Source organism: Amycolatopsis vancoresmycina (genome assembly GCF_000716785.1).
In the GTDB taxonomy this organism is placed as follows: domain Bacteria; phylum Actinomycetota; class Actinomycetes; order Mycobacteriales; family Pseudonocardiaceae; genus Amycolatopsis; species Amycolatopsis vancoresmycina.
Window position 1 is genome coordinate 1 of sequence record NZ_JNYY01000013.1, and the last position, 23,481, is coordinate 23,481.

The 23,481-nt window shown below is 71.5% G+C and carries 20 protein-coding genes and 1 rRNA gene; 16 read left to right on the forward strand and 5 right to left on the reverse strand.

Annotation, left to right across the window (positions count from 1 at the left end; translation table 11 throughout):
- From rrf to OO60_RS27880, 11 genes are all read left to right on the forward strand, one after another.
- A 5S ribosomal RNA gene (gene rrf / locus OO60_RS45085) occupies positions 1-95 on the forward strand; the annotation flags it as partial.
- Between the two features lie 95 nt (positions 96-190).
- Positions 191-2,191, forward strand: a complete 2,001-nt coding sequence (locus tag OO60_RS46955) for a hypothetical protein (protein ID WP_003079768.1) — start codon at positions 191-193, stop codon at positions 2,189-2,191.
- Positions 2,184-3,149 carry an HAD-IIA family hydrolase gene (locus OO60_RS27840; protein WP_003079771.1) on the forward strand — a complete coding sequence of 322 codons (966 nt, stop codon included), beginning with the start codon at positions 2,184-2,186 and terminating at the stop codon, positions 3,147-3,149. The genes OO60_RS46955 and OO60_RS27840 overlap by 8 nt, the downstream gene beginning before the upstream one ends.
- Before the next feature lie 17 nt (positions 3,150-3,166).
- Positions 3,167-3,364 carry a hypothetical protein gene (locus tag OO60_RS27845; protein ID WP_003079777.1) on the forward strand — a complete coding sequence of 66 codons (198 nt, stop codon included), beginning with the start codon at positions 3,167-3,169 and terminating at the stop codon, positions 3,362-3,364.
- A 5-nt stretch (positions 3,365-3,369) separates the two neighbouring features.
- Positions 3,370-4,197 carry a TlyA family RNA methyltransferase gene (locus OO60_RS27850; protein WP_003079780.1) on the forward strand — a complete coding sequence of 276 codons (828 nt, stop codon included), beginning with the start codon at positions 3,370-3,372 and terminating at the stop codon, positions 4,195-4,197.
- Positions 4,194-5,120 carry an NAD kinase gene (locus OO60_RS27855; RefSeq protein WP_003079784.1) on the forward strand — a complete coding sequence of 309 codons (927 nt, stop codon included), beginning with the start codon at positions 4,194-4,196 and terminating at the stop codon, positions 5,118-5,120. The genes OO60_RS27850 and OO60_RS27855 overlap by 4 nt, the downstream gene beginning before the upstream one ends.
- A 90-nt stretch (positions 5,121-5,210) precedes the next feature.
- Positions 5,211-6,992, forward strand: a complete 1,782-nt coding sequence (recN, locus tag OO60_RS27860; RefSeq protein WP_003079787.1) for a DNA repair protein RecN — start codon at positions 5,211-5,213, stop codon at positions 6,990-6,992.
- 68 nt (positions 6,993-7,060) lie between these two features.
- A complete protein-coding gene (locus OO60_RS27865; protein ID WP_003079788.1) occupies positions 7,061-8,047 on the forward strand; it encodes a zinc-binding alcohol dehydrogenase family protein in 987 nt (328 codons plus the stop codon).
- Positions 8,044-9,219, forward strand: a complete 1,176-nt coding sequence (locus OO60_RS27870) for a DUF1266 domain-containing protein (RefSeq protein ID WP_003079792.1) — start codon at positions 8,044-8,046, stop codon at positions 9,217-9,219. Before OO60_RS27865 ends, OO60_RS27870 begins: the two co-directional genes overlap by 4 nt.
- Positions 9,220-9,317: 98 nt before the next feature.
- Entirely contained in the window at positions 9,318-10,502 is a 1,185-nt protein-coding gene (gene steA / locus OO60_RS27875) for a putative cytokinetic ring protein SteA (protein WP_003079794.1), read from the forward strand.
- Entirely contained in the window at positions 10,499-11,449 is a 951-nt protein-coding gene (locus OO60_RS27880; protein ID WP_033262439.1) for a copper transporter, read from the forward strand. Before steA ends, OO60_RS27880 begins: the two co-directional genes overlap by 4 nt.
- Positions 11,450-11,501: 52 nt before the next feature.
- Here the strand turns inward: OO60_RS27880 and OO60_RS27885 are convergent, their stop codons facing one another.
- From OO60_RS27885 to OO60_RS27900, 4 genes are all read right to left on the reverse strand, one after another.
- Positions 11,502-13,202, reverse strand: a complete 1,701-nt coding sequence (locus tag OO60_RS27885) for a glycosyl hydrolase family 18 protein (RefSeq protein ID WP_033262440.1) — start codon at positions 13,200-13,202, stop codon at positions 11,502-11,504.
- Between the two features lie 192 nt (positions 13,203-13,394).
- Positions 13,395-14,660, reverse strand: coding sequence for an alginate lyase family protein (locus OO60_RS27890; protein ID WP_004561896.1), 1,266 nt, complete (start codon positions 14,658-14,660; stop codon positions 13,395-13,397).
- A 90-nt stretch (positions 14,661-14,750) separates the two neighbouring features.
- Entirely contained in the window at positions 14,751-15,458 is a 708-nt protein-coding gene (locus tag OO60_RS27895; RefSeq protein ID WP_004561897.1) for an aspartate/glutamate racemase family protein, read from the reverse strand.
- Complete coding sequence (locus OO60_RS27900) at positions 15,455-16,876, reverse strand: NCS1 family nucleobase:cation symporter-1 (protein ID WP_004561898.1); 1,422 nt, start codon at positions 16,874-16,876, stop codon at positions 15,455-15,457. Before OO60_RS27900 ends, OO60_RS27895 begins: the two co-directional genes overlap by 4 nt.
- A 148-nt stretch (positions 16,877-17,024) precedes the next feature.
- Between OO60_RS27900 and OO60_RS27905 the strand changes: the two genes are divergently transcribed.
- The 5 genes from OO60_RS27905 to OO60_RS27925 all read left to right on the forward strand — a co-directional run bounded on the left by OO60_RS27905 (position 17,025) and on the right by OO60_RS27925 (position 22,858).
- Positions 17,025-17,693 carry a GntR family transcriptional regulator gene (locus OO60_RS27905; protein WP_004561899.1) on the forward strand — a complete coding sequence of 223 codons (669 nt, stop codon included), beginning with the start codon at positions 17,025-17,027 and terminating at the stop codon, positions 17,691-17,693.
- Positions 17,694-17,855: 162 nt separating this feature from the next.
- Positions 17,856-19,046 (forward strand): S53 family peptidase, encoded by a 1,191-nt coding sequence (locus tag OO60_RS27910; RefSeq protein ID WP_004561900.1) that lies wholly within the window; start codon positions 17,856-17,858, stop codon positions 19,044-19,046.
- A gap of 234 nt (positions 19,047-19,280) precedes the next feature.
- Positions 19,281-20,441 carry an acyltransferase gene (locus OO60_RS27915; RefSeq protein ID WP_004561901.1) on the forward strand — a complete coding sequence of 387 codons (1,161 nt, stop codon included), beginning with the start codon at positions 19,281-19,283 and terminating at the stop codon, positions 20,439-20,441.
- Positions 20,442-20,531: 90 nt separating this feature from the next.
- On the forward strand, positions 20,532-22,232 hold the full coding sequence (locus tag OO60_RS27920; protein ID WP_063749423.1) for a CTP synthase: 1,701 nt from the start codon (positions 20,532-20,534) through the stop codon (positions 22,230-22,232).
- On the forward strand, positions 22,229-22,858 hold the full coding sequence (locus OO60_RS27925; RefSeq protein WP_004561903.1) for an NUDIX domain-containing protein: 630 nt from the start codon (positions 22,229-22,231) through the stop codon (positions 22,856-22,858). Before OO60_RS27920 ends, OO60_RS27925 begins: the two co-directional genes overlap by 4 nt.
- 57 nt (positions 22,859-22,915) lie before the next feature.
- On the opposite strand, the gene OO60_RS27930 is transcribed toward OO60_RS27925, so the two are convergent.
- On the reverse strand, positions 22,916-23,419 hold the full coding sequence (locus OO60_RS27930) for a DUF1707 domain-containing protein (protein ID WP_004561904.1): 504 nt from the start codon (positions 23,417-23,419) through the stop codon (positions 22,916-22,918).
- Positions 23,420-23,481 lie beyond the last annotated feature (62 nt).

Below are 23,481 nucleotides of genomic sequence, written 5' to 3' on the forward strand. Positions count from 1 at the left end.
AAACGCCCGGTCCCATTCCGAACCCGGAAGCTAAGCCTGACAGCGCCGATGGTACTGCAACCGAAGGGTTGTGGGAGAGTAGGACACCGCCGAACTTACCTTCCGTACGGCCCGTTAGGATAGCCAGTTGGCTGCCCTAGCGGGCCGTACGCGTATGTCCAGGACAAGATTTTTCACGGCAGGAGGCCAGGTGTCCGAGTTCGGTCGACGAGACTCAGCGGATGATGGGTCCGGCCGGTCGGCACGCCGGGACGAAGGCTCCCGGGGCCGGTCGGACGGACCTCGGCGGAACCAGGGCGGCGCGCGGCAGGACCGCGGCGACCGCGACGGCGGTTACCAGGGACGCCCGCGCCGTGACGACCGCGGCGTCCGCGGCGGCGGCAAGCCCTTCCGCGGCGGCGACGGTCCTCGCGACCGCGACCAGCGCGGAGGATCCGCAGGTCAGGGTCGTAACTTCGGCGACCGCGACGACCGGCGGGGTGGCTACGGCAGCCGCGACACGAGCGGCCGGCCGGGCGGTGGCCGCTACTCCGACGGCCCGAGCCGCTCCGGCGGTGGGCGGTACGAGGACCGGGGTGCCGGCCGTTCGGGCAGCCGCTACGAGGACCGGGGCAACAGCCGCGCCGGAACGCGCGACGACAAGCCGGGCCGCAGCTTCGACGACCGGGGCGGCCGTCCTCAGGGCAAGTCCTCCTACGGCGACCGCAAGCCCCGCTGGGACAATCGCCGCGACGACGACCGCAGCAGCCGCCCGGGCGGCTTCCGGTCCGACGACCGTGGCCGCGGCGGCAGCGACGACCGTGGTTCCCGCACCGGTGGCTTCCGGTCGGACGACCGGGGTCGCCGCGACGACTTGCGCGGCGAGCGCAGCGGCGGCTACCAGCGCCGCGACGACGACCGTGGCCCTCGCACCGGCGGGTTCCGCTCCGATGACCGTGGCCGCGGCGGCAGCGACTCCCGCGGCGGCTACCAGCGGCGCGATGACCGCGGTGGCCGGACCGGCGGGTTCCGTTCGGACGACCGGAGCCGGGGCGGCAGCGACTCCCGCGGCGGCTACCAGCGGCGCGATGACGACCGCGGTCCCCGGACAGGTGGTTTCCGCTCGGACGACCGGGACCGCCGCGACGACTCGCGTGGCGGCTACCAGCGGCGTGACGACGATCGAGGTACCCGGACGGGTGGTTTCCGTTCCGGCGACCGGGACCGCCGCGACGACTCCCGTGGCGAGCGCGGCGGTTACCAGCGCCGCGACGACGACCGTGGCCCCCGCCGCGACGACTCGCGTGGCGAGCGCAGCGGCAGCTACCAGCGGCGCGACGACGACCGTGGTCCCCGGACCGGCGGTTCCCGTCCCGACGACCGCGCTCGCCGCGACGACTCTCGCGGCGAGCGCACCGGTGCCGGCAAGCGCTACGACCGCGACAGCAGCCCCCGGCGTGACCCGCGGCCCAAGGTCGGCGGCCCGCTCGACGACGAGGCCCTCGCCAAGGAACTCCTCGAAGCCCCCGAGCTCCCCGAAGACATCGAGTTCTCCGACCTCGACGAGGACGCCCGCCGCGAGCTGCGGACCCTGCCCAAGGGGCTGGCCGAGACCGTCGGGAAGCACCTCGTCGCCGCCGGTGGCCTGATCGACAGCGATCCCGAAGCCGCGCTCGAGCACGCCAAGTACGCCAAGGCCAAGGCCTCGCGCGTCCCCATCGTGCGGGAAGCGCTCGGGCTCGTCGCCTACCACGCCGGCAACTGGTCCGAGGCCCTCTCCGAACTGCGGGCCGTCCGGCGGATGACGCGCAGTGACGAGCACATCGCCATCATCGCCGACGCCGAACGGGCGCTCGGGCGGCCCGAGCGGGCCCTCGACCTCGCGAAAGAGACCGACACCGCGAAGCTGAACAAGGCCACGCAGGTCGAGCTCGCCATCGTCGCGGCCGGGGCGCGCCGCGACCTCGGGCAGCTCGACGCCGCCGTCGTCTCGCTGCAGGGCGACGACCTCAAGCCCGAGAAGCGCGACCCGTGGAGCGCTCGCCTCTTCTACGCCTACGCCGACAACCTCGCCGCCGCCGGGCGCAAGGACGAGGCCGTCCGGTGGTTCCTCAACGCCGCCGAGGCCGACGCCGAGGACGAGACCGACGCCGCCGAGCGGGCCGCCGATCTCTCGAACGAAGACAAGGACACCGAAGCGACCGATGAGTGACGCCCTCCTCGCGGCCTACGACGCGGTCCTCTTCGACCTCGACGGGACCGTCTACCACGGCACCCGGGTCATCCCGGGTGCCCCGGAGACGGTCCGGGCCGCGCGGGAGCACGGCACCCCCGTCCGGTTCGTCACCAACAACGCCTCCAAGGCCCCGGACGAGGTCGTCGCCCACCTCACCGGCCTCGGCATGCCCGCCGCGGCCGGCGAGGTGCACACCAGCGCCCAGGCCGGCGTGCAACTGCTGAAGGAACGCCTGGACCCCGGCGCCGAGGTCCTCGTCGTCGGCACCGAGTCGCTCGCCGACGAGGTGACGCAGGCCGGGCTCAATCCGGTCCGGGAGAACGCGCCGAGCGTCCAGGCCGTCGTGCAGGGGCACTCGCCCGACAACAACTGGGCCGCGCTGGCCGAAGCCTGCCTCGCCATCCGGGCCGGCGCGCTGTGGGTGGCCTGCAACGTCGACGCGACCCTGCCGAGCGAGCGCGGCCTGCTGCCCGGCAACGGCTCGATGGTCGCCGCGCTGCGCACCGCCACCGACGTCGAACCCCTGGTCGCCGGGAAGCCGCAGCCGCTGCTGTTCGAGACCGCCGCTCGCTCGGCGGGCGCGGACCGGCCGCTGGTCGTCGGCGACCGGCTCGACACCGACATCGCCGGCGCGGTCGCCGCCGGCCTCGACTCGCTGGTCGTCCTCTCCGGTGTCGCGACGCCGGAACAGCTGATCGGGGCCGTCCCGGCCGAGCGCGCCACCTACCTCGCCGAGGACCTGACCGCGCTCACCCAGGCGGCCGAAGACCTCAAGATCGGCCCGCGGCCGGGCTGGACCGTCACCGCGGAAAACGGCGTCCTGACCGCGGAAGGCGACGGCGACGAGCTGGACCTCCTGCGCGCGCTCTGCCACACGGCCTGGGAGACCGGCGTCACCGAACTCGGCGAGCGCGCCAAGGCGAAACTGTCCTGACTGATACCGTTTGCACTGTGCAGGACCACCCCTTCCCCGTCCCGGGCCCGCCGCCCGGTTCGTTCTCGCAGCAGACCGACCCGCGCGCCGGCATCGACGAGGCCGTCGCCGGGCTGGACGACCTGGACGCGCTGCCGCTCGCGGAGCACGTCGAGCGCTTCGACGCCGTGCACACCGAGCTGACGGTCGCCCTGTCCAGCATCGACAAGGTCTGATCGGCGTGCCCAAGCGGGCCCGCCTCGACGCGGAACTGGTTCGGCGCGGCCTCGCCCGGTCGCGTGAACAGGCGTCGGCCCTGATCACCGGCGGCAAGGTCACCGTGCGCGGCATGGTCGCGTCCAAGCCCGCCACCGGCGTGGAATCCGACGCGCCCATCGTCGTCAAGGACGAAGACGACCCCGGGTGGGCCTCCCGCGGCGCGCACAAGCTGCTCGGCGCCCTCGAAGCGTTCACGGAGCTGACTGTCGAAGGCAAACGCTGCCTCGACGCCGGCGCGTCCACCGGCGGCTTCACCGACGTCCTCCTGCGCAACGGCGCCGCGACCGTGATCGCCGCCGACGTGGGCCGTGGCCTGCTCGACTGGCGGATCCGCACCGACGAACGCGTGGTGGTCATGGATCGCACCAACGTCCGCACCCTCACCCCCGAGGACCTCGGCGGCCAGGTCGACCTGGTCGTCGGGGACCTGAGCTTCATCTCGCTCAAGCTCGTGCTGCCCGCGCTCGCCGCGTGCGCGCGCGAAGGCGCCGATCTGGTGCCGATGGTGAAACCGCAGTTCGAGGTGGGCAAGGACCGCCTCGGCAGCGGCGGGGTCGTCCGCGACCCGGGCCTGCGTGCCGAGTCCGTCCTCACCGTCATCGACGAGGCCGCGAAGCTCGGGCTGGCGTTGCGCGGGGTGACCGCCAGCCCGCTGCCCGGGCCGTCCGGGAACGTCGAGTACTTCGTGTGGCTCACCAAAGATCACGTGGCCGAGTCCACTGTGGACGCGGTAGACAGGTCTGAGGCCGAGCGGCTCGTCCGGACCGCCGTCGAGGAAGGGCCCGCATGACCACCGAACGTGAAGTGCTCCTCATGGTGCACCCCGATCGCGAAGCGACGGGCGAAGCCGCGCGCGAGGTCTCCGCGCGCTTCGCCAAGGCCGGCATCCGGATCCGGGTGACCGACCACGACGTCTGCGCGCTGATCAACCCCGAAGAGCACGGGGTCGGCGCGACCTGCACCGTCGTGGACCCGGACGACAACCCCGCCGACGGCGTCGAGCTGGTGTTCGTCCTCGGCGGCGACGGCACGCTGCTGCGCGCGGCCGAGCTGGCCCGTCCCGCCAGTGTGCCGGTGCTCGGCGTCAACCTCGGGCGCGTCGGCTTCCTCGCCGAAGCCGATTCCGACGCGCTGGCCGACACCGTCCAGCGCGTGGTCGACGGCGACTACCAGGTCGAAGAGCGGATGACCATCGACGTCACGGTCACGCACGACGGCGAGGAGGTCGCCCGCACCTGGGCACTCAACGAGGCCAGCGTGGAGAAGAGCACCCGCGAGCGGGTCCTGGACGCGCTGATCGAGGTCGACGGCCGCCCGGTGTCCGCCTTCGGCTGCGACGGTGTGCTCTGCGCCACACCGACCGGCTCGACCGCGTACGCCTTCTCGGCGGGCGGCCCGATCATCTGGCCGGACGTCCAGGCGCTGCTGGTGGTGCCGAGCAACGCCCACGCGATGTTCGCGCGGCCCCTGGTCGTCTCCCGCGACTCGGTGATCACCGTCGGGATCGACCCGGACGGCTCGTCGGCCGTCCTGACCTGCGACGGGACCCGCCCGATCGACCTGCCGCCGGGTGCGCGGGTGCGCGTGACCTGCGGCAAGACGCCGGTGCGGCTGGTGCGCTTGTGGGACGGCCCGTTCACCGACCGCCTGGTCCAGAAGTTTTCGCTGCCGGTGAAGAGCTGGCGGGAGCGGCACGCGCGCCCCTGCGAGTAACCGCCGCTTAACGCTTTATTCGAACATATTGGCGACGCGCCGGGTGCCCGCGCGCGCAGAGTGTCGGTGGGGGCCGCTACCGTAGGCGGCGTGCTGGCCGAGATGCGCATCCAGGGCCTCGGAGTCATCGAGGACGCCCTGCTGGAACTGCACGCGGGCTTCACCGTCGTGACCGGTGAGACGGGTGCGGGCAAGACCATGGTCGTCACCGGGCTGCACCTGCTGTCCGGTGGCCGCGCCGAGGTGTCCAAGGTCCGGACCGGGATGCTGAAGGCGTTCGTCGAGGGGCGGTTCACCTACTCGGGCGTCGAAGGCGCCGAGCGGATCGTCGCCGATTCGGGCGCGGACGTGGACGAGGACGGCAGCGTGATCGCGCTGCGCGCGGTCGCCGTCGACGGGCGGTCCCGCGCCCACCTCGGCGGCCGGTCCGTGCCGGTCGGCGTGCTCGCGGAGCTGTCCGAGCAGCTGATCGCGGTGCACGGGCAGAACGACCAGCTGCGGCTGCTGCGCCCGGCCGAGCAGCGCGCGGTCATCGACCGGTTCGCCGGTGACGCGGTCGCGAAGCCGCTGCGGGCGTACCAGGAGGTCCGGACCGAGTGGCTGGCGGTGATCGCCGAGCTGACCGAGCGGTCGACGCGCTCGCGGGAGATGGCCCAGCAGGCCGACCTGCTCAAGCACGGGCTGACCGAGATCGACGCGGTCGCGCCGGAGCCGGGCGAGGACGTCGAGCTCACCGAGCAGATCAAACGGCTCGCGGCGGTCGACGAGCTGCGTGCGGCCGCGACGGAGGCGCACGTCGCCGTGTCGGGCTCGCCGGACGGCGACCCGGACGCGCCGGGGGCGATGGGCCTGGTGTCCGAGGCGCTGCGGCGGCTTTCGACGTCCGAGGACAACGTGCTGCGGGAGCTGGCGCCGCGGCTGGAGGAGGCGTCGGTGCTGCTCGCCGACGTCGGGGCCGAGCTGGGCACCTACGTCGAGACGCTGGACGCGGACCCGGCGCTGCTGGAGAAGGTGCTGGCGCGCCAGTCCGACCTCAAGCGGCTGACCCGCAAGTACGCCGCGGACGTCGACGGCGTGCTGGCCTGGGCCGACGACGCCCGGCGCCGGCTGGAAACCATGGACACGTCGGAAGAAGCGCTGGCCGAGCTCGCGCTGCGGCGCGACCAGCTGGCGATCCAGCTCTCGGCGCACGCGGCCGAGGTTTCGGCGGCACGCGAGAAGGCTGCGGCCGAGCTCGCCGCGGAGATCACCCGCGAGCTGTCCGGGCTGGCGATGGGCCAGGCGGCGATCGACGTGACGGTCGAACAGCGCCCCGCCGAGCACGGTGACACGCACGCGCTGACGATCGACGGCCGCGCGGTGCACGCGGGCGCGGACGGCGTCGACGACGTCGAGCTGCTGCTGCGCGCGCACGACGGCGCGCCGCCGCTGCCGGTGCACAAGGCCGCCTCGGGCGGTGAGCTGTCGCGGGTGATGCTGGCGATCGAGGTCGTCCTGGCGCACGCGGACACGGTCCAGACGCTGGTGTTCGACGAGGTCGACGCGGGCGTCGGCGGCCGCGCGGCGGTCGAGATCGGCCGCCGGCTGGCCCGGCTGGCCCGCACCCACCAGGTCCTCGTGGTGACGCACCTGCCGCAGGTCGCGGCGTTCGCGGACCAGCACCTGGTGGTGGACAAGGGGCACAGCGGCGGCGTCACGCGCAGCGGCGTGAAGAACCTGAGCTCGACCGAGCGCGTCAGCGAGCTGGCCCGGATGCTCGCGGGCATGGACAACGAGACGGGCCGCGCCCACGCCGAGGAACTGCTGGCGACGGCGGAGAAGGACAAGCTCGAGTTCGAGCCGAAGAAGAAGCGCGCGGCGAAGAAGAAGTAGCCGCCCGGGGAAATACTCTCCGCCTCCGGACAGTTGTCGTGACGACGGCAGGCGAAGAAAGGACCCCGATGCGCGCGGTGGTGCTCCGAGAACCCGGTCCCGTCGAGAACCTCGAGCTCACCGAGCTCCCGCGGCCGGAGGTGAAACCCGGCTGGGTCCGGATCGCCGTCAAGGCGTTCGGCCTCAACCGCTCGGAGCTGCACACCCGGCTCGGCCTGGCCGACGGCGTCACCTTCCCGCGGGTGCCGGGGATCGAGGCCGTCGGGATCGTCGACGCCGGCGGTGCCTTCGAGCCCGGGCAGCAGGTCGCCACGATGATGGGCGGGATGGGCCGCACCTTCGACGGCGGCTACGCCGAATACACGCTGGTCCCGGAGCGCCAGGTCATCCCGTTCCGCAGCGACCTGCCCTGGGAGGTGCTCGGCCAGGTCCCCGAGACGCTGCAGACCGCGTACGGCTCGCTCACCACCGGCCTCGACCTCCGGAAGGGCCAGACGCTGCTGATCCGCGGCGGCACGTCCGCGCTCGGGTTCGCCACCGCCACCCTGGCGAAGGACCTCGGCGCCACGGTCTTCGCGACCACGCGGCAGCCCGAGCGGCTCGAAATCCTGCGCGCACACGGTGTCGAGCACCCGATACTCGACGACGGGGATGTTGCCGGTCAGGTCCGGAAGATCGCGCCCGAGGGCGTCGACGCCGCGCTCGAACTCGTCGGGACGCCAACCCTGCCGGACACCCTGAACGCCACCCGCGTGCACGGCACCGTCTGCTTCGCCGGCATGTTGTCCAACCAGTGGACGATCTCGAACTTCTATCCGATCGGCTACCTTCCCGCCGGGGTGCGGTTGACCGCTTATGGTGGTGAGGCGGACGACCTGCCCGCCTCCGTCCTCCAGCGCCACCTCGACCGGATCGCCGACGGCACCGCGAGCCTCGGCCCCGCCAAGGTGTACGCGATGGACGAGATCCGGCAGGCGCACGACGACCTGGAGCACAACCGGACGGCGGGCAAGCTCGTCGTGCTGACCGGCCGAGCGGAGGGAGCCGCCCCGTGATCCTGCCGCCGCCCGCCGACGTCGAAGCCCAGCTCGCCGCCGCGCGGCGGGACGGTGACCTCGATCGCTACCTCGGCCTGCTCGCCGGCGAGGAGCTGTTCGTGCCGATCCGGCGGGTGGACGCCCGGAGCATCCTCGACGAGCGGGCGGAGACCTTCCCCAACGTCTACTTCGAGACCGGCGGCGACGAGTTCCTGCAGGTCTTCACCCGCGGTGCGCTGCCCGACCTCGGCCAGGACGTCGTGGCGATGAGCGGCTCGCTCGACTGGGCGGTCGACGGCGTCGGGCGGCACGAGCGGGTCGTGTTCAACCGCGGCACGCGCGGCGAGTGGCGGTTGCCGGGCGCGACCCTGCAGCCGTGGCTCGACGCGCACCTCGACGACGTCACACCGCTGGAGGAGCAGGTCGAGCGGCTGATCACCGCGCCGTACGGGCACCTCGAAGGGCCCATCGCGCACGCGCTCGCCTGCGGCGCGCACCTCGCGGTGCTCGAAGCGGCGCCGTGGAACGTCCTCGACGCGCGCTACTACGACTACGTGGCCGAGGTGCGGGGCCTGCGGGACTGGTGGGGCGTGCCCGACCCGCCGGGCTGGCGCACCACCATGACCGGCCTGATCGGCGACGGCTACGCGCTGACCCCCGGCAACCTGGTCCTCATGCTGCGGCTGCGGTTCGCCGCCGAGTACGGGCTGCCCGGCGCCGAGTTCGATCCGCTGACCTGGGCGCAGCTGGTGGACCGGTGGTGCACGGAGCACGACGCCGCCGACCAGGCCGACGAACTGCGCGACACCGTCCGCCGGGTGTCCCGGTACGAGCGCCGGCTGCGGGCCGACGGCCTGGTCGACGCGGACGGGTGCGTCACGACGGCGTTGTCCTGGGACGTCGGCCGCGCGGTCACCATCGCCCGCGGCGGGCTGGCGGCCGGCTACTGCGACGCGCTGACCGCCGAGCTGATGGTGCTGGAGGCCGGTTCCCTCGCCCGTCGCTACCACCAGTCATGGGCCGACCTCTCGGCGGGGTACGTCATGGGCCGGGTGCTGCACGCCGGCGAGGACGGCTTCGGCGAGTGGTACCCGGCCGCCGTGCGGGTCCACCACCAGCTCCTTCAGGATCCGGCGAGCCCCTGGCTGAACCTCGATTTCGGCTCGCTGTCGGAGGAGTCGGAGGCCTGACCCGCACGGGGGATGGCGACCGGGCTCACCACAACGAGTCACAGCGGCTACGGCGTGGCGTACAACGTCCCACGAGCAAATTTGTCACCATCGGCCACATGAAGCTCACCGGGTTGCTCACGCGGAACCAAGAACCGCTTCCGGGGATCACCGGGGTGGCCCGGGTCGACCGCCGCACCCGGGAGCTGCTGCGCCGGATCAGCCCCGGCGACATCGTCGTGCTCGACCAGCTGGACCTCGACCGCGCGACGGCCGACGCCCTCGTCGACGCCGAGGTCGCGGGCGTGGTCAACGCGTCGCCGTCGATCTCCGGCCGGTTCCCGAACATGGGCCCGGAGATCCTGGTCGCGGCCGGCATCCCGCTCGTCGACTCGGTCGGCGGCGAGCTGCTGCGCTCGATCAAGGACGGCACGAAGCTGCGGCTGCACGACGGCGTCGTGTACGTCGGCGAGCGGCAGATCGCCTCCGGCATCGAGCAGACCACCGAGAGCGTCGCCGACCAGATGATCGAGGCCAAGGCCGGGATGTCGACCCAGCTGGAAGCGTTCTCGGCGAACACCATCGAGTTCCTGCGCCGCGAGCGCACGCTGATCCTCGACGGCGTCGGCGTGCCGGAGCTGAAAGTCGCCATCCGCGACCGGCACGTGCTGGTCGTCGCGGGCGGCAACGGGCACGCCGAGGACCTCAAAAAGCTCAAGAAGTACGTCGCCGAGCACCGGCCGGTGCTCATCGGGGTCGACGCGGGCGCCGACACCCTGCGCGTGCAGGGCTACCGGCCGGACGTCGTCGTCGGCGACCCCACCGGCATCGGCACCGCGACGCTGCGCGGCGGCGGCGAGGTCGTGGTGCCCGCCCAGCCCGACGGGCACGCGCCCGGCGTCGAGCGGATCCAGGACCTCGGCATCGGCGCGGTGACGTTCCCCGCGTCGGGCAACGCCGAAGACCTCGCGCTGCTGCTGGCCGACGCGCACGGCGCGAGCCTGGTCGTCACCGTCGGCTTCCAGGCCACCTTGCGCGAGTTCCTCGACCACGGCCGGTCCGGCTCGAACCCGTCGACGTTCCTGACGCGGCTCAAGCTCGGCACGAAACTCGTCGACGGCAAGGCCGTGGCGACGCTGCACCGCAACCGGGTGTCGATCGCCGCGGTCGTCCTGCTCGTCCTCGCCGCGGTCGTGGTGGTCGCCGCGGCGCTGCTGGTGTCCGACGTGGGCTCGGTCTACCTCGACTGGCTCAAGCACACCTGGAATACCTTCTTCGCCTGGGCCAAGGGATTGTTCACGTGATTTCGCTGCGCTACCACGTCGTTTCCATCGCCGCCTGCTTCCTCGCGCTGGCCGTCGGGGTCGTGCTCGGCTCGACGGCGCTCAACGGGACGCTGCTGTCCGGGCTGGCGGGGGAGAAGAAGGACCTCGGCACGCAGGTCGCCGACCTCGAGGCGCAGCGCAACGGGCTCACCGCCCGGCTGGCCGACGCGGACGCCTTCGCCGGCTCGATGGGCCCGAAGGTCGTCGCCGGCGCGCTCGACAAGCGGTCGGTCGTGCTGGTCACCACCGAGGACGCGCGCCCGGCCGACCGGGACGTGCTCAAGCAGCTGATCGGCCAGGCCGGGGCCGCGGTGACCGGCGAGGTGCAGCTGACGGCGGCCTTCGCCGACCCGGAGAAGGCCGACCAGCTCCGCGACGTCGTCACGCGGCTGCAGCCGGCCGGCTCGAAGTTCCCGACGGCGGGGGACTCCGGCACGCTCGCCGGCGCGCTGCTCGGTTCGGTGCTGCTGCTGGACAAGACCACGGCGAAACCGCAGTCGTCGCCGGAGGAGCTGGCGGCCGCGCTCGGCGGGCTCGCCGACGGCGGCTTCGCCAAGGCGGGCCAGGACGTCAAGCCCGCGCAGCTGGCGATCGTGCTCACCGGCGCCCAGGCGACCGGCGACGGCGCGGGCGACCGCGCGGCGACGATCGCCCGGTTCGCCACCCAGCTCGACCGCAGCGGCGCCGGGGCGGTGCTCGCCGGTGACGCCGGCTCGGCCGACGGCACCGGCGCGCTGGGCGTGGTCCGCGCGGACACCTCGGCGACGTCCATCCTGTCCACTGTGGACAACGCGGACACGTCAGCGGGTCGGGTGAGCGCGATCCTCGCGCTGAAGGAACAGCTCGACGGGGGCGCCGGGCGCTACGGCATCGCCGGCAACGCCCAGGCCCCCGCCCCCGGTGTCGGAGCCCCCACCGGCAACTGACGTCGTGAGTGAGAAACCGTGTTAGAACACTGTTTCTCACTCACGACCTCTTTCAGCCGGCCAGCCAGAGTGCGGGGACGTTCGGCGGTTCCCAGCCCACCAGCGAGGTGTGGGCCTGGCGGCACGTGTACGTGACGCCGTTGTAGGTCACCTTCGCCCCCACCGCGTACGCCGTGTTCGGTGCCCACGCGGGGATCGACGGCGGGGTGGTGGTGGTCGTCGGCGGAGTGGTCGGGGTCGTCGGAGTTGTGGTCGGGGTGGTCGGCGTGGTGGGGGTCGTCGGGGTCGTCGGGGGTGTCGTGGTCGGCGGTGCCGAGCAGTTCGGCGTCGAGGCGGCCAGGCCGTCGACCACCGCGTGGAACAACGTCGAACCCGGGTCGAGGTCGTAGAGCGAGAACATCATCGCGCCGCCGAGGCCCGTGCAGTGGATGTAGTCGGTGCGGGCCTTGACGGACTGCTTCGACGAGCCGCCGTAGAAGTTCGTCCCGTCGTAGAACCAGGCCGACTGCGTGACCGGGTCCCAGTACGTGTCCGCCGGGTTGTCGACGACGCCGGACAGTTCCTTGTACATCGCGACGCCGGGGACGTTGCCGCTCAGGGCGTGGCCCGGCGACGGACCCGAAGCCGACTGGTACAGGCCGTGGTTCGAGCCGGCCGGCACGCCGGTCCAGCCGCGGTAGTAGAACGGGATGCCGAGCGTCAGCTTGCTCGCCGGGAAGCCGCCCGCGATGCCGTAGGCGCTGTTGCCGTGCAGGTAGTCCTTGATCACCGAGTCGGTCGTGTACTTCTCGGTGCCCGGCGGGATCGTGCCGGACGGGTCGTTCGGCGACGAGTACAGCGGGTCCTGGAAGTTCGTCGGCCCGGTGGCGTCCCACGCGCCGTGCATGTCGTAGGTCATCGCGTTGCCGAAGTCCAGGTACTGCCCGATCTTGTCGGTCTGGATCTTCGCGATCTTGTCCTGCCCGCCGGGCAACGCCGCCGAGAGCGCGTAGTGCTTGCCGCCCAGCGCGTCCAGCTCACTGCGGAACTCCGCCATCAGCGCGGTGTAGTTCGCGGTGTCGGCGGCGCTGTAGTGGTTGCCGACGTGCCCGGTCGGCGAACCCGGGTACTCCCAGTCGATGTCGATGCCGTCGAAGATGCCCGCCGCGGTGCCCGGACCGCCGTAACCGCCGGCGGCCGGGATGTTGCCCTTGATGAACATGTCGATGCAGGAGCTGACGAACTTCTTGCGGGAGGCGTCGGACGCGGCGGCGTCGGAGAAGTACTTCGAGTACGTCCAGCCGCCGATCGACAGCAGCACCTTGAGGTTCGGGTGCTTGGCCTTGAGTTCCTGCAGCTGGTGGAAGTTGCCGACGATCGGCTGGTTCCACGTGTCGGCGGTGCCGTCCACGCTGATGTCCGAGCCGAACGTCTTCTGGTAGTCGGCGAACTGGTCCTCGCCGCCGTCGCCGGCGTTCGGATCGCTTTCCCCGCCCGGGTCCGGCGTCGTCGCCTTCGTGGCTTCGAAGCAGGTGAGGTTCGCGGGATCGATGTTCTCGAAGTCGTAGAGCAGGTAGTCGAGGTTACCCGCGATGGCGTCCACGTTCTTCAGGTAGTAAGCGTTCTGGTAGATGCTCCACTGGTCGTAGTAGGCGATCCGGACCCCGCCGGAGGTCGCGGCGGCCGCACCCGGGGCCGCCGGGCCGGCGACCGTCAGTGCGCCGATCACGACGGCGGCGGCCGCGGCGGCGACCAGGGCCAATCTTCGCTGCATGGCGTCTCCTCGCGCAGGCGGACGGCCCTCTCCCGGCCGCGACGGCGCGGGAGAGGGCGTACGCGACGGTTCTTCACGAAGCGGGTCCGGCCCCGGTCATGAATGTGCGCGCGGAGACGACGGGGTGTCAATACTTTGGACTAGACCAATCTGGGACGGCGTGCGCTATGGGGTCCGATGTCGGGATTCTCCCTACTTCAGTGGCGGGTCGAGGGGGAAGCACGACACGCGCACCGGCCACGTGTCGCCGCCGGCCGGCAGCGGCATCTTCTTCAGCGCCGCCGCCGCGTCGGAGTCGTGCGCTTCTTCGGCCGCGGCGTGGAAGATGTCCGCCGCGATCGACTGGTCGAACACGCCGATCTGCTGGTGCGGCCAGCCCGCGGCGCCCTGCAGCGCGCCCGGGATCAGCTGGTCGACGACCTTCCGCAGCGTTACGCCGTTCGGTGCCTGGTACTTCCAGACGTCGACACCGAGGTTCTTGCCGACCTCCGCGAGCCGGCCCCACGCGGTGAGGTTGAAGTTGACGTAGTGCCACGACATCGTGCGCGACAGCTCGAGCGGCTGGCTGCCGTCGGCGGCGAACTGCACCGGGAACCGCTTCTGCTCGGTGTCCAGCACGATCTGCCTGGCTTCGGCCCGCTTGCCGAGGTACGCCGAGATCGTCGCGTTCTGCATGTCGAGGAACGTGCCGTGGTTGTTGGTGGCGGCCAGTTCCAGCTTGGCCTGCGGGCTGGTCTGCATCCAGGTCAGGTACTGCGTGAGCCACGCCTTGATGCCGGACCGGTCCTTGCCGGTCCAGCCCGGCGCGCCGCCGTCGAGCAGCGCGAACGCGTCCATCAGCTGGCTGAACGACTGGGTGGAGTCGATGATCCCGGTGCCGCTGATCGTGGTCTTGCACGGGATGAGCTGCGAGTACGTCATGTTCGGGTTCATCTTGGTGGCCGGGTCGAGGAACCAGGTCCGGATGTCCAGTGCCGCCCGCTTCGCGTACTTCGCGTCGCCGGTGTAGTACCAGGCCAGCGAGAGGTAGTACATCGCGTCCCACGCCCACATGCGGTAGGTGTGGTCGGTGATCGCGTCGGCTTCGGGGTTGCGCTGGCCGTCCTTGCTGACGTACGGGCAGCCCTGCGGGTTCTCCGGCGTCTTCGGCTGGCTGGCCCACCAGTACGGCGCCTGGCTCATGTAGTCGTGCTTGTCGCCGCTCGGCGGGGCGGACGGCTTGTCCATGACCGACCACGGCCCGGCCGTCAGTGCGGTGTTCGCCTTGTCCAGCACGGCTTTCAGCGCGTCCCGCTGGGCCTTGGTCGCGTGGCCGCTGCGGATCGCCTGCTTGATGCTCGCCAGCTTGGCGCCGTCGGTGACGACGGTGTGCGGTGGGGACGCGGCCACCGCCGTCCCGCTCACCGGGACCAGGAGCATGCTGACGGAAACCGCCAGCGCGCCGAGAGCTCTGCGCACGTCGACCGCCTTCCGGGGACGGCAAAATCCCCACGTCGTCACCGGGCGGCGGTACGGCTGCAGGGATTCTGACGTCCGCGGGAGGCAGTGTCAATGAGGCCAGGTCCGGCGCTTGTCCAGCGGCCGCGCGTACGAACCCGCACGGCTCGTCGTCAACCCCAGTGCCACCAGGGATTCCGCCAGCCGGACCGCGGCGGCGACGCCGTCGATGACGGGAATGTCCAGCATCGTCGCGATCTTCCGGTCCAGGCCCGTCATTCCGGCGCAGCCGAGCACGAGCACCTCGGCCCCGGCGTCCCGGGCGCGGCGGCCCGCGGTGAGCAACGCCGACTCCGTCCGGCGTTCGTCGGTCAGCTCCAGCACGCCGAGCCCGGCCCCGGTGACCGTGACGCAGTTCTGCGCGACCCCGGCGGCGTGCAGGCTGTCCTCGATCAGCCCGCACGTCCGGTCCAAAGTGGTCACCACGCCGTAGCGGCGGCCGAGCAGGCAGGCCAGGTGCGCGGCGGCTTCGGTGATGTCGACGACCGGGACGTCCAGCAGCTCGCGCGCGCCCTCGCGGCCGTGCTCGCCGAACCCGGCGAGCACGACGGCGTCGAACGGTTCGTCCAGACCCCGCAGCAGGTCCAGCACGGCCGCCGCGGACAGGAAGCTGTCCAGCCAGCCCTCGGCCGACTCCGGTCCCCAGCGCGGGGTCCTGGCGAGGATCACGGTGCCGGGGCTCGCGGCCGCGCGGGCCCCGGCTTCGATCTCCTTCGTCATCGCCTCGGTGGTGTTGCAGTTGGTGACGACGATCCTCATCGGTGCTTCCTGGAGACCGCGTAGTACAGCAAGGCCGACGACGCCGTGCCGATGAACCACGAGTACGGCGCGGCCGGCGCGAAGTACGGCACCAACGCGATCACCGCGGCGAGTGCGGCGGTCGGGAAGAACGTCACCAGCGCCCGCGGGTTCACGCGCGGGTAGCTCCCGCCGTCGACGAACAACTGGGCGACGTCGACCTTGCCGCGCCGGATCAGGTAGTAGTCGACGATCATGATCCCGAACAGCGGGCCGAGGAACGCGCCGAGCCCGCCGAGGAAGTAGTTGACCACCGCCGGCGAGGAGTACAGCTTCCACGGCAGCACGCACAGCGCGGCGACCGCGCTGATCATCCCGCCGATGGTGAAGGTGATCCGCTTCGGCCAGATGTTGGCCAGGTCGTAGGCGGGGGAGACGAAGTTGGCGACGATGTTGACGCCCATGGTCGCGATGGCGAACGTCAGCGCGCCGAGGATGAGCACCGGCGTGTTGTGCACCTTGGCCAGCAGTTCGGCCGGGTCGGTGATGGCCTCGCCGAAGACCTGCATGCTGCCCGCCGTGACGATCACCGACAGCAGCGCGAACGCCGTCGAGTTGATCGGCAGGCCCCAGAAGTTGCCGCGCTTTACCGTCTTCTGGTCCGGGGCGAACCGGGAGAAGTCGCAGAAGTTGAGCATGAGCGTGCCGTAGGTGGCCAGGATCAGCCCGGCCGCGCCGAACCACTGCCGGATCTGCTCCCCGGTGGACAGCTGCTTCGGGCTGCTGGTGAAGGAGATGTTCCAGTGCCCGGCGGCGAGGATCCAGACGGCGAGGGCGATCATCACGACCCAGATCGCCGGGCCGCACCAGTCCTGGAACTTGCGCACCGACTCCATGCCGCGGGTCAGGATCAGCGCCTGGACCGCCCACAGCGCGACGAAGCAGATCCAGCCGAGCGCGTGCAGCCCGAGGAAACCGTGTTCGGTCAACGGTTTCAGGCCCGGGTCGATGGCCAGCACGAGCAGCGTGATGGCCACGCTCGCGAGGTAGGTCTGGATGCCGTACCAGAAGATCGCGATGACCGCCCGGATCAGCGCGGGCAGGTTGGCGCCGAACGTGCCGAAGCTGATCCGCGCCACGACCGGGAACGGGACGCCGGTGCGCTGGCCGATCCGGCCCATCAGGTTCATGCCGGCGTAGATGACGATGAACCCGAACAGCAGCGCGGTGAACACCTGCCAGGCCGACAGGCCGAGCACGAAGAGCCCGGCCGCGAAGGTGTAGTTGCCGAGGTTGTGCACGTCGGACATCCACAGCGCGAAGATGTCGTAGACCTTCCACCGGCGGTCCTTCGCCGGGGCGAGGTCCTTGTTCCAGAGCCGGGGATCGGGGGGAGTGGTGGTCTCTTGCGACGGTTCGGTGAGCGGGGCTGCGGTCATGCGGGCCTCCGGTCGACGTGCAGGGACGGCGATTTGGGATACCAAACTTTGGAATCCCAAATATCACCCCGGTGTCCACGCGAGTCAACCCTCCGGCCGATAAACTCGTGTTACGGCCGGTTACGGCGATGTTGAGGGAGGGAGCGCGGTGAACGAGCGGCAACCCCTCGCGGCCACCCGGCAGCGGGTCCGCGAGGAGCTGCGCGAACGGATCCTGACCGGCCGGCTCCGCCCGGGCGACCGGCTGGTCGAACGCGAGCTGGCCGAAGCCCTCGGGGTGTCCCGGGTGCCGGTGCGCGAAGCCATCCGCAGCCTGGAAGCCGAGGGGTTCCTCGTCGTCCAGTCGCCGCGCCGGGTCGTCGTCCGGCAGCTGGCGCGGGTCGACGTCGAGGAGCTGTTCGACGTCCGGGAGGCCCTCGAGGGGCTGGCCGCCGGGCTGGCGGCGGCTCGCGCGGGCGCGGCGGAACTCAAGCGGCTCGAGCGCGCCCTCGCCGATGCCGCCCGGGCCACGGCCCGGGGTGACGCCGCCCGGATCACCGTGCTCAACTCGCGCTTCCACGACGAGATCGTCGCCATTGCGGGCAACGCGCTGCTCTCCACCATGCTCCAGCCCCTGGAGGGCCGCCTCCGCTGGCTCACGAGCCAGAACGAGCACTGGGCCGAGCTGCTCGACGAGCACCGGCGGCTCTACGACGCCATCGCGTCGGGGGACGCGGAGCGGGCGAAGGCGTCCGCGGTCGAACACGTGCGCGTGAACCGTGAGGTCACGCTGCGTTCGCTCTTCGGTGAAGAACCCGGTGAGCGGCCCGCGGGCTGAGCACCGCCCGATTTGACGAGCAATGCCCCAGGCCGCCCGGTTTTTCAGCCATTGGCACCAGCGGTGACGCGACTTTGGTCTGTGTCACAGGGCCGAACGGCGGCTTACGGTTTTCGCTCACCGGTCTCGCCGACCGTGTCCCCGCCGTCCGGGAGGTTCACCGTGCGTAGTGCGACTGTCTTAGCCGCCGCCTTCACCCTCGCGCTCACCGTCACCGGCGCCGCCGAGGCGGCGCCCGCCGGCCACGGCCACGTCCAGCGCGTCTGCTCAGCCGCGCCGGCCGGGTTCGCGGCCTGCAACGCCTGGATCGACACCGACACCACCGCCGCATTGGCGGCCGCCCCGTCCGGGCTCGGCCCGGCCGACCTGCTCTCGGCGTACAACCTCGGCTCGCTCGCGGGCAGCGCCGGCGCCGGCCGCACGATCGCCATCGTGGACGCCTACGACGCCCCGACCGCCTTCGCCGACGTCAACGTCTACCGCGCCCAGTACGGCATCCCGGCCCTGGCGTCCTGCACGCCGTCGTCGATCAACGCGAGCACCACGCCGTGCTTCGCCAAGGCCGACCAGAGCGGCGGGACGAGCTACCCGCGCAAGGACGGCGGCTGGGCCCAGGAGATCTCCCTCGACCTCGACATGGCATCGGCGATCTGCCCGAAGTGCAACGTCCTGCTGGTCGAGGGCACCTCGTCGAGTTTCGCCAACCTCGGCACGGCCGTGAACACCGCCGTGCGGCTGGGCGCCGAAGTGGTCAGCAACAGCTACGGCGGCAGCGAGTTCTCCGGCGAGGCGAGCTCCGAGGGGCAGTACTTCAACCACCCCGGCGTCGCGATCACGGTCAGCTCCGGCGACTCCGGGTACGGCGTCGAGTTCCCGGCCGCGTCCCGGTACGTCACCGCGGTCGGCGGCACCAGCCTGAAGAAGGCCTCGAACGCCCGCGGCTGGAGCGAGACGGCGTGGAGCGGCGCGGGCAGCGGCTGCTCGGCGTACATCACCAAGCCGTCGTGGCAGGCCGACAGCGGCTGCGGCAAGCGGACGGTGGCCGACGTGAGCGCCGTCGCCGACCCGGCCACTGGCGTCGCCGTCTACGACAGCACGGCCTACCAGGGCCGGTCCGGCTGGCTGGTCTTCGGCGGCACGAGCGTCGCGGCCCCGGTCGTCGGCGGCGTCTACGCGCTCGGCGGTGTCAGCGGCGTCACGGGGGCCAACACTGTGTACTCGCACACAGCTTCGCTCTACGACGTGAGCGGCGGCAGCAACGGCTCGTGCGGCGGCAGCTACCTGTGCACCGCGGTCACCGGCTACGACGGCCCGACCGGCTTGGGTACTCCGAACGGGGCCGCTGCCTTCTGATTTCCGTTACCAGGGGCCACCATCCGGGCGTCACGACGCCCGAGTGGTGGCCCCTCACGCTGAGCATTAACATGATCACCGTAGTCGTGCATCCCCAGCGAGAGTGGCATATCCGACAGGCCCCAGTAGCCCGGCCAACAGGCGCCTCCCAGTGGCTTCATGGGAAATTCACAGAATGGGTGGCAAGTCTGAGAACGTGAACCACGCCGACGACGGTGCCGGATCGGCGGCACGATGACGACTGCCCAGGCCACGCTCGAAGCCCCCGCCCGCAGCACGAGACCGGGCGGCAAAGCGCCGTACCTGCACCAGATCGACCTGTTCCGGTTGGTCACGTTCGCCTGCGTCATCCTCATCCACGTGGTGGGCGCGACGAACTTCGCGCAGGACGTCGGCGCCAACGCCGTGGAGACGCCGCTGCACTTCACCCGGGAGGCGTTCTTCGCGCTCACCGGGTTCGTGCTGGTGTTCCAGAACCGCCGCCGCGAGTTCACCGCGGGCGACTTCTGGCGCCGCCGGCTCCCGCTGGTCGCGACGCCCTACCTGGCCTGGACGATGTTCTTCTGGGCGTATTCGCTGGTGACCGGGGAACAGCAGCCGGGCTCGCTCGAGGCGTCGATGCGCTTGCTGCTGAAGGACCTCGTCACCGGCGGCGCCTGGTACCACCTGTACTTCCTGCTCGTGACCATGCAGGTCTACCTGCTCTTCCCGCTGCTGATGAAGCTGCTGCGGGCGACCGCGGGCAAGCACGGGTGGCTGCTGCTCGGCAGCGGGCTGATCCAAGTCGGCGTGACGCTGTTCATGACGTACCAGCCGCTGGGCGTCAGCTACGAAACCATCACCCACCTGTACGCCACGATCGTGCCGTACCAGTTCTACACACTGTTCGGTGCCGTGGTGGCCATGCACTTCGAGACCGTGCACGCCTGGGCGGGACGGCACCGGCTGCTGCTCGGCGGCGCCCTCGTCGCGGTGCTGGCCGGCACCGAGTGGTACTACCTCCGCACCGTCCACAGTGGAACGTTCCCGCAGGTGGCCAGCGACCCGTTCCAGCCGTACCTGATCCCGTGGTTCCTCACCGTGATCGCCGCGATCTACGCGTTCAGCACGTGGTGGGCGGCGCGCCGGCGCGAAGGCAGCCGCGGGGCCCGCCTGGTGTCGTGGGCGGCGAACCGGTCGTTCAGCGTCTTCCTCGTCCACCCGCTGGCGCTGGCGCTGCTCGGCCCGGCGATCCCGCACGTCGCGGACCGGTTCGGGGCGCCGTGGCTGAGCGTGATCATCTACGTGGCGACGATCGTCCTGACCGTCCTCATCGTGGAGGTCCTGCGGCGGCTGCCCGGCAGCCGGGCGCTCACCGGCCGGCCGCGGCTGGCACCGGCGAAGGCTGCGGCTTGACGTCACCCGGGTGGGTGGCTCAGGTCATATCCGGCGTCCCGGGCATGTCACAGCGCGCGGATCCGCAGCCGTGGGATATGCTGGCGGCCCGTGGGACTTCAGTCACGGGCAACCAAGTACGTCTTTGTCACCGGAGGCGTCGCCTCCTCTCTGGGTAAGGGACTCACGGCTTCCAGCCTGGGTCAGCTCCTTACCGCGCGCGGGCTTCGCGTCACGATGCAGAAGCTCGACCCCTACCTCAACGTCGACCCCGGGACGATGAACCCGTTCCAGCACGGTGAGGTGTTCGTCACCGACGACGGCGCCGAGACCGACCTCGACATCGGCCACTACGAGCGCTTCCTCGACCGCGACCTCGACGGCAAGGCCAACGTCACCACCGGCCAGGTCTACTCCGAGGTGATCGCCAAGGAGCGCCGCGGCGAGTACCTCGGCGACACCGTGCAGGTCATCCCGCACATCACCGACGAGATCAAGGCCCGGATCACCGCGGCCGCCGAACCCGACGAGCACGGCCAGTCGCCGGACGTCGTGATCACCGAGGTCGGCGGCACGGTCGGCGACATCGAGTCGCTGCCGTTCCTGGAGGCATGCCGCCAGGTCCGCCACGACGTCGGCCGCGACCACTGCTTCTTCCTGCACGTCTCGCTGGTGCCGTACCTGGCGCCGTCGGGCGAGCTGAAGACCAAGCCGACCCAGCACTCGGTCGCCGCGCTGCGCAACATCGGTATCCAGCCCGACGCGCTGGTCTGCCGGGCCGACCGGGAGATCCCGGAGGACCTCAAGCGCAAGATCGGCCTGATGTGCGACGTGGACACCGAGGCCGTCATCGCCTGCCCGGACGCGCGGTCCATCTACGACATCCCGAAGGTGCTGCACGGCGAGGCGCTCGACGCCTACGTCGTCCGCCGCCTCGGGCTGCCGTTCCGCGACGTCGACTGGACGGTGTGGGGCGACCTGCTCGACCGGGTGCACAACCCGAGCGAGGTCGTGCGGATCGCCGTCGTCGGCAAGTACATCGACCTGCCGGACGCCTACCTCTCGGTCACCGAAGCGCTGCGTGCGGGCGGGTTCGCCCACCGCGCCAAGGTCGAGATCGTCTGGGTCGCCTCCGACGACGCGCAGACCGCGTCCGGCGCGGCCTCCGTGCTGTCCGATGTGGACGGTGTGCTGATCCCGGGCGGGTTCGGCATCCGCGGCATCGAGGGCAAGGTCGGCGCGATCGAGTACGCCCGCACCCGCGGCGTCCCGCTGCTCGGCCTGTGCCTCGGCCTGCAGTGCATGGTCATCGAGGCCGCCCGGCACCTGGCCGGCATCGAGGACGCGGGCTCGTCGGAGTTCGACGAGAACACCAAGCACCCGGTGATCTCGACCATGGCCGACCAGCGTGACGTCGTCGCGGGGGAGCGGGACATGGGCGGCACCATGCGGCTCGGCGCGTACCCGGCGAAGCTCAAGCCGGGTTCGCAGGTCGCGAAGGCGTACGGCACCACCGAGGTGTCCGAGCGCCACCGCCACCGCTACGAGGTGAACAACGCCTACCGCAAGCAGCTCACCGACGCCGGCCTGGTCTTCTCCGGCACCTCGCCGGACGACCACCTGGTCGAGTTCGTCGAGCTGCCGGCCGACAAGCACCCGTTCTTCGTCGGCACCCAGGCGCACCCCGAGCTGAAGAGCCGCCCGACCCGGCCGCACCCGCTGTTCAGCGCGTTCGTCAAGGCCGTCGTGGACCGCAAGGTCGCCGAGCGGCTGCCGGTCGAGCTGCCCGAGGCGCCGGTGGCCGCCCGATGACGGCGCCGGGCGAGCACGAGTTCAGCGTCGCGTCCAGCCGGGACGTCCACATCGGACGCGTCGTCGGCCTGCGCATCGACGAGGTCGTGATGCCGGGCGGCGACACGGCGACCCGCGAGGTGATCGAGCACCTGGGCGCCGTGGCGATCGTCGCGCTGGACGAGGACCAGCAGGTCACGCTCATCCACCAGTACCGGCACCCGATCGGGCACCGGCTGTGGGAGCTGCCCGCCGGCCTGATCGACCACCTCGGCGAGGACCCGGTCGGGACGGCCGCGCGCGAGCTGGTCGAGGAGGTCGGCCTGGCCGCGTCGGACTGGGTGACCCTGGTCGACGTCGCGGCGTCGCCCGGGTTCACCGACGAGGTCGTGCGGGTCTTCCTGGCCCGTGGCCTGTCCGATGTGGACCGCGAGGTGCTCGGCGAGGAGGAGGCGGACCTGGTCATCCGCAAGTTCCCGCTCGCCGAGGCGGTCCGGATGGCCCTGGCGGGCGAGCTGGTCAACGGCGCCACGGTGTCCGGGGTGCTGGCCGCGCACGCGGTCCTCACCGGTGCCGCGCCGGCGCGGCCGGCGGACGCCCCGTGGGACGACCGCCCGACCGCGTTCGCCAAGCGCAAGCAGTCCTGACGTCGCGAATGACTCATTCGGGACCTCCCGCGTCCCGAATGAGTCATTCGCGGCACGTCAGGGGCGCAGCGGGCGGCCTTCGGCGTCGGTGCCGCCGTTGACCAGCAGCATGATGCCGTCGATGATCGGCCAGAACACGCCGACGCCGGTGCAGAAGGTGGCGAAGAGCTGGGCGATGCCCAGGCCGGTCTGGCCGGTGTAGAACCGGCCGACGCCGAAGGGCAGCACGATCTGCAGCACCCCGGCCACCGTCTTCGACCGGTGCGAGTACACCACGGGCGGCGGCCCGTATGGCATCGCCAGTGGCATCGAGGGCGGCGCGTACACCTGCTGCGGCGGCATCGGCATGGGGCCCGGCGGCGGCCCGAAGAAACCCGGGTGCGGGTGCGGCAGGTCGCGGAACAGCGGCCGCAGCTCGCCCAGCGTCGTCGCCGCGTAGGCGTCGGTCACCCGCGTTTCGTACTCGACCGGCGTGATGCGGCCCATGCCGAAGTGGTCGGCGAGCAGCCTCGCCGCCTCTTCGCGCTCGGCCGTGCCGATGCGGAGCTCCTCGGACCCCATGGATCCACGGTAACCGAACGGGGTTTCTGCCGGGTCACGAGCGCCGGGCGGCCTAAGGTGAC